The following is a 13,375-nucleotide window of genomic DNA, read 5'->3' as shown; positions in this document are numbered from 1 at the left end:
CCATCATTCCCCGCGGAGATGAGGTTGAGGGCGCCGCAAAGAGGTTGTCCTCACGATCCGTCGTTCGTGAAACGTCGCTGGTCTCTCGTCCGCAGAGGTACGTTTCACCTTTCACGTTTTACTTTTTGCGCTTCACGGGGCCACACTCGACTCACGTTCAAGTAACATCCGTTTGCGCTCAATACCCCAGCGATAGCCCGAGAGGCCACCATCGTTGCGCACGACTCGATGACAGGGAATGGCGACCGCCAACGGATTCGCCCCGCAAGCCCGCCCAACCGCTCGCACGGACTTGGGCGAACCGATGCGAGTCGCGATCTCGGTATACGTCGCCGTCGAACCCACGGGAATTCGTTGCAAGGCCTTCCACACTAGTTGCTGAAACGCCGTGCCCCGAATATCGAGCGGAAGCTTCAACCCTCGCCCCGGAGCTTCCACGAAGCCGACCACGGTTGAGACCAGCCGCTCAAACGCGGCATCCCCACCGGTGAGGTTCGCCCGGGGAAACCGGTCCTGAAGATCCCGCGTCAACGCATCCGGATCATCGCCCAGCAGAATGGCGCAGACCCCACGCTCACTTTGAGCCACCAGGATCGCCCCCAATGAACACTGTCCCACAGCAAACCGGATCTTGGTCTGTGCACCCCCGGCCCGATAGCGTGACGGGGTCATACCCAGGAGGGCATTCGAGGCTTCATAGAATCGCCCGGACGAATTGAATCCGGCCTGGTAAAGCGCCTCCGTCACTGGACGATCACGCCCCAATTCAAACCGTACCCGTGTCGCGCGGTGCGCAACGGCATACCCTCGCGGCGTCAGGCCCGTGACGGAGGTAAAGACCCGATGAAAATGGGACGGACTCATTTTCGCGCGGTGCGCCAACTCACCGAGAGACGGCAGCCGCTCGGCCTGCTCAATGTACCGGCAGATGGCGACCACCATTGCCGCCTGCCGATCAACCGACGAGGGCTGCTCGGGCCGACAGCGCTTGCACGGGCGGAACCCGGCCTGCTCGGCATCCGCGCAGGTCGCATGAAACCGGACATTCTCCCGCAGAGGCTGCCGCGCCGCACAGGAAGGACGGCAATACACGCCTGTCGTCCTGACGGAATAATAGAAGGTGCCGTCCGCGGCAGGATCGCGGGCCAGGATGGCCACCCAACGCGGGTCCTGCCTGATGGTCCGGTTGATCTGCCGTGTAGTCGAGGTCGAGGATGTCATAGGCACTCCGTTCACCTTGGCATGAGTCACTACAAGGTAGCAGACAGAAGCCCACGCGACACTCCGGATCCTGCTGTCGAATTCGAGAAGAGCCCGGCTCCGCCTATTTGGTTTCGACGGCCGTGCCGTACACCTGCGTGCAGGCTCGCGAGAACAGAATGAAATACTGGAAATAGCCGTCGACCGTCACTTCGACCAGCGCATCCGCCAAGGGTTTCGTGCGAAGCGCATCCTCGACCGCATTTCTCATCTCATTGCCACCCGTCACCGGAATGAGGCCCAGCAGGTGATAGACACAATCCTGCCCGCGCACCTTGCCCAGTTCGGTATAGCCGCCAGGAGCCAGCGGCTTGGTCGAAGGCGCGATGCCGCCTGGATGATGCATGCAGCCGGTGGTGAACGTCGCCGCCAACAGCACCGCACAAGTCCAGCCCCGGACCTGCCATTGCTTCGAAAGTCGTCTCGTCATCACGTGTCATTCCTTTCGTGTGCGCGGCCGCCACTGGCCACGCAATGTGATACCCACGTTGGGAGCACCATGGTTGTGATGTCTCTGAGGATCGGTACTGGGAGTTACCGGGCAGAGCAAACTATAAGAACGTGAATCGACATCTTGCACGTCTGCCGGAGCATCCTCAACCCTAAAACGCACGCGGCAAGTGGATGACTGAATGTGCGACAGACAGCGAGCAGTCCAGGTGAAACGGCGAACGCAAAGATGGACTGCCGAATCAGCGGAACTCACGTCGGAGAAAAAGCAGCGGGCTAATGAATTCAGGAGCACTAGCGGGGATTACAGGAATGCCGAATTTGAATGGTGAGTCGGCTGGGATTCGAACCCAGGACCCTCGCCTTAAAAGGGCCCCAGGCGATAAGTAAAATCAAGACCTTATGGGCTGCACCTTTGCAATCTCATACACGGTTTTACAATGGCTTACAAATAGGGTGTCCGATATAGGACACCCTATTGAAAAGCAGTCGCAAGCTGGCGTGTGAGTGCATTTCTATAGGGTAATTAGTGTCCCCTAACGAGGTTTGAGGGGAGCCTGACGAAGATCGGAAGGTTTTCCGCATCTCTCACGTGCTAACCGAGAGTACTATCGCAAGGCATACAAGAAATCGAACGCATGTACTCGCAAAAGAAAGCGGATGATTACTCTTCAAAACCCCTGATTTGCAAACTTAGCCGAAAGATTGATTGAGCTGCCCAATGCCCAGAATCTTCAGCCTTGGTCCTGCAAGCATTCGTCGTAGGGAGGTGTCGGCTCTGTGACAACCGTAACAAACTGTACGAAAAGCAGTCGCATTGTCCGACCAGCTCTCTTCAAAGTAGGTTGCTGCCGCAATGGTGTTCGCGGCCAACAGTAACATTAATGTGAAGGGCTCGGTTCATCACATTTCCACCTAGATTTATAATCCGTGCGTGGTGGTGGGGCCAGAATTCCCCAGCCTGGCGGCAGCCCCTCCGCAGTGAGACGAGAACTCTGTCAATGACCGAACAAGAGCAACATAACATCTGAGTACGGCCGGGATTCTATCAGAGAGGTAGCCAGCCCAATTTGTCGATCCGGCTAACACTGGACTAGCATCTCAGCCTGAGGGGCGGGGTGGTTCGAATCCTCGCATAGACGCGAAGCCACGGTTGGAGGTATCGGAGAGCACATACTTTCAAGTCTGACGATGCTCTGTGACGCGGCCAAGTACGACCGCTTGTAGTGTGTTTCCGTCCCGCACCTAAGAAGGTCGATTTCAGAACAGCCAAGATCATATGTGAGGCACTCGAAGATCAGGCCTGCTTGTTAAAAACGAGTATGCCGTGGCCGGTCAGGAAGTTCCGAAAGATATTCAAGTAGAGTCCGGTGAATAAACATATAGCCACCACCCACCTTCTTCAGGATTATAAGTTTCGCGCAGTGGTCGAGGAACGAAATGAACCGTAAGGGCGTGGCGCCGGTTGTCCAAAGAATCAATCGTAGTGAATAATGTTTCAGCACCGCTGAACCGCCACGACTGAGTCCGATGCCGAGTCCGAATACCAGCCCGATAACCGCTGCTTGTCTCGGTTCGTTGGCCAAACTGAAGAGCAGTCCGAAGAGTAGCCAGCTGACTGATAGTGCAACCAGCCCATTTTTGAGGGACAACCTAATTCCTTGATTCGGAGAGACTTTGTCAACCCTGACCGAATCGCTCAGCCCCCCGAAAACCGCGCCGAACAACCCACCGAAGAACCCAAAGCTCCAGAATTTGTCCCCGCCGAACGCATCCGAGTGCTCCGTTAGCAAGAAGTTCATTACGTCGAGCAACCCGGCGAGCAGCAGCCCAATTGCCGATCCTGAAACCATCGGTCTCCAGAACTGCGTTGATTGCCACCTCATGATTTCAATGAGACGTATTTCATTCAGCGAGCCAATAATGCCGCCGAGCAGGCCAATGAGAAGCATCCTTATCGTCAAGATAGTGACAGCCAACGCATCAGGTAGCCGTCCAACTATTCTGTTCGCCGCCCCACCGAGCAGCTCGCCGAGCAGTCCGACGAGCAACCCGAAGACCAGCCCACTGACTGCGATATTTTTCACCGTCGATGGCGACCGACAACCCAGGAGGATGCTCAATCCGATTATCGAGCCGTATTTCAGGCAATCGAGCAACAATTCGGTTAGCCCTCCGAGCAGCACGGCACTCGCCTCGCCGGCAAGTGTAACGATCAGCCCGACACTCAATGCCGTCACGGCTTCATAGGCTAGCCGTTGGCCAGTCGAGTCCAACCAACGGGGTTGGAGCTCCTCCACCATGAACACAGACTGAGCCTGTTTCTTCATCTGTCGAGCCAGCCACGACAACCAGTCCATGATCTGATCCTGAGAAAATGGACACGTGATAGATACTTTCCGCTCAAACATACGTTTGACGTAGAGTCGGAAAATGTGGTCTCGACGCACCTTTGGTGAATCGGCTCTATGTCTGGTCAGAGCTTCACCCTCGGCTCCCTCATAGGCAAGGCTCATGATGCTGAGCATCAGCGGTGTCTGAGACAGTTCCTGTAAAACAGGATCGGTGCCCAGGGCCTGTTGCAGCCCAGCCAATTGTGAACCGCCAGCCGCCAGGAAATTGTGCACGTCTTGAGCACTCAACGGTTCGATGCAGACTGCGCCGTTCAGTCTTAGGCGTTCGGGGAGCCACTGATACTCCGCCAGGCGACAACACACGACCAGTCCAGACGGCTTGTTGTTCTCGATGAATGCATTGATGGCCGCCACGCAATCGGGCTGTATCGCAGTGTGGACTTCATCCAGCCCATCTAACAGCGGCACGAGATAGTCTTGCGTCAACCAAGTCCTTGCGATCGTCATCGGAACGCGATACTTCGCTGACAGCTCGACCGCCATCCACTCTTCGAGGGACTGTTTCGTTTCCCAACTGGACAGATTCAACACGATGGGCACTCGTTCCTTCGGATCATTTTTCGCTTTTTGAATAAGGGAGGCAGCAAGTTCCAGCAGGCTAGTAGTCTTTCCTGCCCCCGGCTCTCCCAAGATGAGAAGCAGGCCCGTCGCATCAAAGATGGTGTTGATGTTGCGATCTTGCAGGAGAAGGAGGCGACGGTCAGCCGGTAATGCGATGACGTGCTTCCACGGCGGTTCAACGGTCTCGTCCATCGCGTGCTTGCCCAGAGAAATCAGGACTTCATGGTGAAGGGAATGTTTAAGCACCCCATCCACCCAATACTCCTGCACGCGATCCAAAAGAATCAGAAGTTGCGCGCGCTGTTCCTGGGGGGGAGGGATGGCAATTGCGGGGTACAGCCGCGCGTCCGAGATAGACAATCCATTGAGCCGTCCTGCCTTGCTCGCAGAATACAGCTTGTCCGCATCTTCTTGTTTGAGTTCCAGATACAATCGAATACTGCCCGCCACAACTTTGGTTACTTTGACCTCGCCGATTTTGAGAAGGGCACTGAGTGACTGCATCAACGTTAGCTGCTGTTCCGGTGAGAACTCCTCCACGTTTCCTGGCAGGCGAAGCTCAATGGTTTGTGTCGCTTTTGAAGGAAGCAGGTCTTTCCCATTGGCTTCACGTGGAATCTGAAGGTCGTTTGAGGGTGAGTCATTGGTTTCTTGATGATCAGGTTTCTTCCCGGTGATTCCCCAGATAAGGTGCTTTAGCGGGTCTGAGTCAATGTTTCGAAAATCCACCCAGTGCAGACTCTTGAGCAAGATGGGCAGCTTCGGTGTTTCCGCTGCTGACGGCAAGATCACTGGAATAACAGGACAGGCTCGTTCGACAAATTCACTGATGAAGGCCCGCATTTCCATATTCTGCCAGGGGCCTAACCCGCTCTTTCCAACAAAGACCGCGGCTGCTTCTATGGTTTCGATCTGGTTTTCAAGGATCGCTTGCCATGGTTTTCCAGGCTGCATTTCCCGTTCGTCCAGCCATGGCTTGAGTCCTCTGCGAGACAGATCATCTGCGATCTTGCGTATCTCCGATTTATCCTCGGTGTTGTGACACAAGAAGACATCAAATTTTTCGGCGTTGAAGTTGGAATCGCTCACGTTTAACCAGGTTTATGCAGAAAGTGATCAAGGCCCCAGGTAGATCGGTCGCCGCGCATTTCTTCTCAGTCCTACGCTTAAGACGCAAGAAGCTGAGGGGGCCGATAGTAGGTTAAATTTCCCTATTGCTTCAGGAATAAACATGGAAAACTGAGACGTTCTAAGCTAACACCAGTTTCCTGTTGGGGCAGGGCGGGTAGTTCCTACGCCGAATTAGAAGTAAAATCAACAGTGCATTTTGTCGTCGACTTGAGTGAACACTGACCTATGATCGCTGCATGGAATGGCACTACAGTGAATTATAGATGCCTAGAGCGCCTTGACGTGCGAAGGAGTCCTTTGTGCCGAAGATCCGATCCATTGAGTGCTTTTTCTCAGTCAGCATATCTGTTGGGGCTCAAGGGTTTTCACATCTCGCTCCCAGGGAGGAGAGAATTTCATCCCTGAAATGCGCAGAGATCTCAACTTAACCATCGCTGTGGCCGTTAGTACCTACGGATGCCTAGTCATGTGCCACGGGTTTAAATCCCCAACGGGATTGGAGGGTGTTTGCACTGCGAGGCCCAGTTCGTGGGGAGTTCCATTCAAATGGGCGCTGACCATTCTCAGAGCTAATCGCTGTTTACAACGCCTTCGGCCTCTCGCCGGTGACACCCCAAATCAATTGCTCCAGTGGCTCAGGTTCCCTTTTCCCGAAATCGACCAGGGTATTGATATCCAGGAAGATGGGCAACTCCAACTTCTGTGGCGCGCCTTCCAATAACACTGGGATAACCGGACATCGTAGTTGAGTGAACTTCTGAAGCAATACCCAGATTTCTTGACTTTGCCAAGGCCCGATTCCACTGGCTCCAACGAACACTGCCGCCGATTTAATACTTTCGATTTGCTCTTCGAATTGCTGCATCCATGGAAGCCCTGGCCGCAATCGCTCTTCATCAAGCCAGGGCAGAATCCCCTTTTCCTTCAGCTGGCTGGCGATCGCGTTGACGACCGGCTTGTCCGAACTGTTGTGGCACAGAAATACGTCAAAATTGCCCGAAGCTTCCTTAGCTTGTACCCTCGTTCGGCCCATTTCACGTTCACGTTGCAGTTCCGCAGCCGCGTCAATTTCGCAGGTCACTGACGGATACTCAGGAGCAGCCTCCGGACTGTCCGAGAGGGAAATAACAGCGTCACACACGGGGCAGTTGATAGTGTGTGACCCTCTCTCTTTCCGGCGCATGATCTGTTCATCGGTGAACACTTGCCCGCATTCGGGAGTAGTGCAGGAAACTATGCGTCTTCTTTCAACACTACCTGGGAGCGCTTTCCGAGACAAATGGGTTTCTACATATTCCTCGAACTGCAGCCGGGTCTCCCGTGTGGCTGTTTGATCGAAGAACACCCTCAGCTCACCACGGCCTTCTCCAGTTTCATGACATACGATTCCGCAGACACCGAGGCTTCGGGTAGAGAACGTTACAGCGTTCTTCCACATCGTCTTTTTTCTAAAAATGTTGCTGTGGGACAGTCGAACCACCAGGGTAGCATATATATTCTGAACCGCTCCTTCGAATCTATAAACCACCGCCTCTCCCTGCAACTCAGGCAAATCCGGATTCTCTCGAGTAAGCTGAGACGGGAAAATCAGCAGTGTTCCATCAGCACTGCTCTCACGGAGCGCGATTTCATGGCGCAAGAGCTCTTCAATGGTCGCGAGTATTAATAATTGTTCCTGATAGCGGTCCTTAATCCGCTCATCGCTGGCAAGAGGCAGCTCTCCGGACTTGAGGCGCTCTTCATTGATACCACCCAAGCCATCCGGCTCATCCTTCGCGGCATTGGCCATAGCGGAAGCGTAAGCATCCCGTAGCTCTGGCTGGAGGAGAATAAAGTTTCCAAAGCTCAGCCGTTTGATCAACCCTTGTGATTCGATGCGGCCGATACAAATATTGAAGTCTCCTCGGAGTTGATCGGTGGCTTCCGCTCCATTCGAGAGCTGATAGGATCGATAGAGATCATCAAACGTGGAGAGAAGTCTGCCGGATTCCTTTTCCGCCACCAGGAAACTCTTGATGCTCTGAAATAGCTCAGTCGAAGTGACTTGTGGTAGCGTCTCCCAGTCGATTCCTTGACGAATCGCTTCCGCTAACTCAGTAATGTGCCACCCTTCCTTTGCGCTCGTTTTGAAATATTGACTGAATCCGCATTCCTGCCTCAGATTGTCGATGCGGTCCGTGCTGACGCCGATCGCTCCAACGTCCATTCGTGCGGCGATGAGAAATTTGGTGATCGGGCGGACCGTGTCGCCCAGTACTCGAGCCGCTTGTCGGATCGCCCTATCCCAGTACCGCACGCCTGCAAATGGGTCGGTCTGGCTCCTCGAATCAAAGACGATCAGGGCGAGTGCGACTTCGTTCAGATTGAGTTGATGAATCAATCGATAATCCGGTTGACCGGCCAGATCCCACAGCAGCGTCTCTCGGGTTTCCGTCCGTCCTCGATCATCGACGATTTTAGTATTCTCGAAAACCCAAACTCGCCGGCCATGGGTTGATCCCGTCTCTTTCCACTTTTCCCCAGTCAGCACCAGTGCCAGACCCGACTTTCCAACGCCGGTGTCCCCGACCACTACTACTTTGGCATTTCGATACAAATGCTGGTCCGTTCGAAAAGACTTCGCCGCCAATCGTTCCGCATCGAGTTTCCACAACCGAACTGCCGTGTCCTTGTTACCCAAAGTTGCCAGCAAACCCGATTGAGGATTGAAGGCAATACCAGAGGTTGGGACCAGCACGTTGGCGGCTTCTTCTCGCAAGATCCCTACTGCCTGATAGGTGTCGGCGCGCCAAAGCCGAATCGTATTGTCAAATGACTTTGAGGCAAGAAAAAGGCCGTCTGGTGAGAAGGACACACTGGTAATCCCCTGGGCGTGCCCTTCCATAATGTTCAGACAGAGACGAGTCTGTGCATCCCACATGCGGATCGTCCCATCGCCTGAGCCTGACGCGATCCGTCCGCCATCGGGAGACCAGGCAAGACTCATGACCGGCTCTGTGTGACCGGAGAGGATGGAAGATTGTTGATTCTCCGCATTCCATAGCCGAATAGTTAAATCTTCTGAACCGGATGCGAACCGCTGCCCGTCTGGTGACCATTCCAAACTATGAACTGCGCCAGAATGGCCGGTGAGGGTTCCGATTTCTTTCCAATCGACCGAACTCCAAAGTCTAATAGTGTTGTCATTGGACCCAGAGGCCAGAACGTTACTGTGAGGAGACCAAGCTAAGCTGAGAATCCATGATCCGTGTCCCTTGAGCTCACACAACTTTTCCCTGGTCTTTGTGTCCCATACTTTGACACGTTTGTCATTGGAACCCGACGCGATCAGAGAACCATCGGAGGACAGCCAAGTCACACAACTTGTCCAATACGGAGCATGACCTTCGCATTCCCAATACGGGCTGTTCGAGTCTAGCGCCCAAAACCAGATGGACCCCCCTTGAGTGGGGCAGGCCAATTTCGATCCATCCGGAGCCCAAACAATTCGAGTGATTTGTCCGCCGTAGTCGGGCTTCAGCGAACTTTGGAGGGAAAATCCTTGAGGCGGTTCTTTTTGAGGAGGTTTCTTTGCTCGTGACATTAGACCTCGCCTATCTTCAAGACAGCGGAGAACGATTCAGCACTGATACCGATGCCTAGGATGACGCTGCGCGGACGCTGGACAGGAGCGATAGGCTACCTCTGGGGACTACTAGTGTCAACACACCCGAGTAGGAATACAACCATTTGCAGGACGTGTTGCTGGACCGTAGCTCCTAACGGGAGGGTGGTTTGCTGCGGCCTTTTTTAACTAAGGGATGCGGAGGTGTGCAACTGGCCTGCTCCCCTAAGCAAGTGATGTTTCATTGCCTGGCCTAAAGGCGTCAGGCGCGATGATCATCTGTTGCGTGTCCCGTACTATCTCGTTGACGCCAATCAGCGGCATGGAAGCCATCGAGGAAGCGTGATCGGACGGTCAAGAATGAATCCTGCCCGACGTTGGCTCCGCGCAGGGCCATGTCCTCGATGGCTTCCTTATCATCAAGCTTGATCTCACTGGGGGATTGTTGATTCACACGCAAATGGCGGGCGCGGCTTAAGAAGCCATCTGCCAGCAAAGATGCTGCGTGTTCCTGCGCTGCAAAGAACAGACTAGCGCTCGTCGGTGCCCATCCAGCCTTACCCTTACCGAGTGACTCAGTAAAGTCGATCTCGCTCCCGATCGTCCCAACACTCAAAACATCAACCCTGTCTAGCGGGATATTCATATGCCGCATGGCTTCGGCGATCGCCGGTAAAACTGGGTTGTTCGCCCAAATTCCCCCGTCGAGGTAACTCGCTGCAGCAACCGGACTTTCTATAACCGCTTCATCGAAGTATGTCGGAGCAGCAGAAGATGCCAGGGCTGCGTCCACCGCAGAGATTTCCGAGAATCCTGTGCGGTCCAAGCTGTGGGGTGTCACGATAGATTCGGCCTCTCCGTGTATCGCCCGCACAGTTGGAATAACAAGCCGACAGCAGGAATGCCGTAGCAGTTTGTTTCCGAACACCTCTGCGAGTGTGGCACGCAATGTCGATGACTCGTGTTTGGATCTCAGCCAATGGCGAAGGCCGCGGTCTTTTGGAAAGATCTGTGGCCCCTTGGTACGGTAAAAATCAAGAATCTGCAATGGGGATAGCCCTAGCCCAAGTCCAATGGCCAGAATGGCCCCGGTCGAGGTGCCAGCCACTAAATCAAAATGTTTGACGATTTCATTGCCTCCACCACTTTTGATCATGTCGTCCCACTTGGCAAGAACGGCAGCAGTAAAGGTTCCACGAAGCCCGCCTCCATCTAAGGCTAGAATTCGAAATAAGCGGCCGCCCTGGACAGTTTCACGAATCAGTGGCAAAAGCTGAATTTGAGAGATGATTTTATTGACCAAGTAAGTGATATCACTACTGGCAGAGATTGCGCGATTCTCGTCGATGGTGAGTCCATTCCGTAGTCGGTAAAAGATCGTATTGTTATCTTGGAGGTATCCAGCAATGGCTCCCCCGAACGCCCCAAGGACAAATCCGGGTTTCCCCCGAGCGAGAGTCTCCTCCAGCTCTTCCGGAACCCCCGCCAAGGCCTTATTTACATCCCAATGTCGTCCGCCAATCGCCACGACCACATCGCAATGCTCTGCCATCCACTCCCGAATAGGAACCAGGCTTTGGTTTATGTCTCCGACGACCGCAGGCACAATTTGAACTGTGGAATATTGACGCTGTGCCTCTATCTCATGGAACTGCTCGCTCGTAGTGGCAAACTTTTGAGCGCGGACTAGAATTAGTGCATCCCTCGAACCGCCGGCAGCAACGAACCGACCGCCAGCAGCCTTCAGGGGCATATCAAAGCTTGGATGACTACCATGCATGAGCGTCCCGCCATCTCTCAGCACTGCCAAGGCAAACCTTTCGACGAATGAAGATATCGACTTAACTTGCTCATCGGTCGCATCCTCTGGAATTGAACCCGAAAGGTGTACCCGTATTCCCAGCAAAGGTGATCGCATGTCTTATCCGCCTTAGGTGCAGCCAACTTACCGATGCACTTGCGCGAGACAGGTACTCACTACTTATCAGCAAGTATCCAATATGTGACGTAACTTGGAGCTTGGCTAAGAGTAAGTGGCACCGATAGGAGAGGTTGATCCCGGAACCTGCCACTACTTGTATGAAAATTGTTATAACCAGTCAAACCGCGGAGCATAATGGCGGCAACCTAAATTCCCACGGCGCCCCGGCAACACATCCTGATTGCTCTATCGGTACTGGGCTGCGGTAATTGCGCTAGAGACCCAGATGGCGAGATTTCCTGAGATCCCGTTGTAGGCATCGTGGCCAGGGTCGTAGCATGGGATCACACTGGATAGGCGCTGCCCTCCATTGTTAATCGTGAAGCCGTCGAACGGGTTGACACCTTGACTGCATCGCCCGACGCGCGGACACTTGAGATTATGGATATAGATTCCAAATAATCCCTTACTCAAACTATACGCCCGCTCAATCTCATGCCTAACCCACCGTCGAGTCGATGTCTCCGACCCGACCAAGACAATGACGCATCGCTTGTATTTCATGCTTTCCTCGATCCAACGCTCGACCGCTTGGTCGCCCCGCCGCTTGATTTGCTCCCAGTCATTCGGCGATACAGGTTCATCCCCCTCAACGACTCCCATATTTCGGATCTGCTGGGTACGAAATACGTCGTTGTCGTAGTGGAAACTGTAGAACACCGGATCCCTAGCCATTCGTTCTCCTTATCCCTGAGTAGGTACATAAGCTCGATATGTTACAACCAGTAAGTACGGCAGGTACGCGCCTGACTGCGCGAGTCGTAGAGATATCGGTTTCTGAAAAGGCTTCGCCAGGCGAGAGGCTCCATGCGTATCTTGTATCTTGGCTAGTTTGCATGATCCTGATTGGCAACCGCTCAGCGCGTTCAGACAGGTTGCACAGACAAACTGGAAAGCAACTTTATCTCAAATACTCGGAAAGTTCTAGTTGCGAGAGAGCCTTACAGAGACAAAATACAAGTACTAGTACTAGCCCTGCTATAGAGCCTTTTAGGCTGCATGAGTTCAGAATTACCTTACCGTCTCCAGTAATGGATGGCAGAGAAAGCCTCCCGGGAGGTTCTATGCCATAGTTAGGATTGGGTTGTTCCCAGGAACTCGTTCAGACGCTGACTCACCGCCTTTCGTCGTTCGACCAGGAACTTCTTGTAACTATCAACTCCTAACAACGAAAGGTCTGTGGGTATACACTGAAGCTCCAAGGCCGCAGTCCCTGATTTTTGAATAATCGGTGGGAAATACTCACTCGGGGGCTTGTCACTGATAGCCCAATTGGTTTTTCCCGTGATGAATGACAGGTTAGCAATGTCGTCTGCTTCGCGGGATGTATACGCGTCCTTAAGCACAGCCTTGGGAAAATGTCGTGGAACTGCAGCCGGTGATGGGCCCCCTTATGGCCCAACGCGATAGCTGGATTGGAACGCCAATCCTGAGCGCCAGCAGCACGGAACGCCAAAAACATTGTCTTGAATATGCTGTGCGCGAGCAGGATGACCTTTGCCTCCTTCCAATGGCTCCACTTACGTCACCGGTAGAGTTGCTGGCCAAGGAAACGGTCGAGCGCAACGGCTGACTCGCGATTGCTGCGCCGCCAGTCGTAGGGGAATTCAAAAAAGTTCTCGCGGTCGTGAGGGTCATGGATCGACCCCGCCTTCACCTCGAAATTCTCGGTGACGAGCCTAGCCATCGTGTCGTAGCCGTCTATCTTCCAGAAACCAAAGACGCCGTGGAAGTCGTGGATCACCCGCGTAGCACGGATTCCATCGTCAGGAACGTTTTTCCCGGGGCCGTGTTCAGAGAGCCGAAGGTTCGCGATCCGCTCGCGGCGGTCACGCAACGCGGCCCACAGCGCCTGCCCCGAGATGGCCCATAGATCCTCGCCGTCCTTCTGCAGCACGCTACCCGTGATGCCCGGAAGCAGCACCACTAGGTCGTGCATCTTGTCCTTGGCCATGTTCCCCTCCATCACCTCAG

General features: G+C 54.0%; 7 protein-coding genes. All 7 read right to left on the bottom strand.

All coding sequences use genetic code 11. The annotated features are described in order from the left end of the window. Positions 1 to 132 precede the first annotated feature (132 nt). Positions 133 to 1,221, bottom strand: a complete 1,089-nt coding sequence (gene ada / locus NSND_RS17560; protein ID WP_080880222.1) for a bifunctional DNA-binding transcriptional regulator/O6-methylguanine-DNA methyltransferase Ada — start codon at positions 1,219 to 1,221, stop codon at positions 133 to 135. 103 nt (positions 1,222 to 1,324) lie between these two features. After that, entirely contained in the window at positions 1,325 to 1,690 is a 366-nt protein-coding gene (locus tag NSND_RS17555) for a hypothetical protein (RefSeq protein WP_080880221.1), read from the bottom strand. Positions 1,691 to 3,020: 1,330 nt separating this feature from the next. Beyond that, positions 3,021 to 5,774, bottom strand: coding sequence for a TIR domain-containing protein (locus tag NSND_RS17550; RefSeq protein ID WP_080880220.1), 2,754 nt, complete (start codon positions 5,772 to 5,774; stop codon positions 3,021 to 3,023). Positions 5,775 to 6,396: 622 nt separating this feature from the next. Next, positions 6,397 to 9,399: a WD40 domain-containing protein gene (locus tag NSND_RS17545; RefSeq protein WP_080880219.1), complete on the bottom strand. Its 3,003-nt coding sequence runs from the start codon at positions 9,397 to 9,399 to the stop codon at positions 6,397 to 6,399. Positions 9,400 to 9,682: 283 nt separating this feature from the next. Next, on the bottom strand, positions 9,683 to 11,338 hold the full coding sequence (locus tag NSND_RS17540; RefSeq protein ID WP_080880218.1) for a CBASS cGAMP-activated phospholipase: 1,656 nt from the start codon (positions 11,336 to 11,338) through the stop codon (positions 9,683 to 9,685). A gap of 249 nt (positions 11,339 to 11,587) precedes the next feature. Further along, positions 11,588 to 12,076, bottom strand: coding sequence for a TIR domain-containing protein (locus NSND_RS17535; RefSeq protein ID WP_080880217.1), 489 nt, complete (start codon positions 12,074 to 12,076; stop codon positions 11,588 to 11,590). Positions 12,077 to 12,926: 850 nt separating this feature from the next. Continuing rightward, a complete protein-coding gene (locus tag NSND_RS17525) occupies positions 12,927 to 13,355 on the bottom strand; it encodes a hypothetical protein (protein ID WP_080880215.1) in 429 nt (142 codons plus the stop codon). Positions 13,356 to 13,375: the final 20 nt, after the last annotated feature.

This window comes from Nitrospira sp. ND1 (assembly GCF_900170025.1).
Classification (GTDB): domain Bacteria; phylum Nitrospirota; class Nitrospiria; order Nitrospirales; family Nitrospiraceae; genus Nitrospira_A.
Note: the sequence above shows the minus strand (reverse complement) of the source record. Positions and strands in the feature narration are given on the sequence as shown.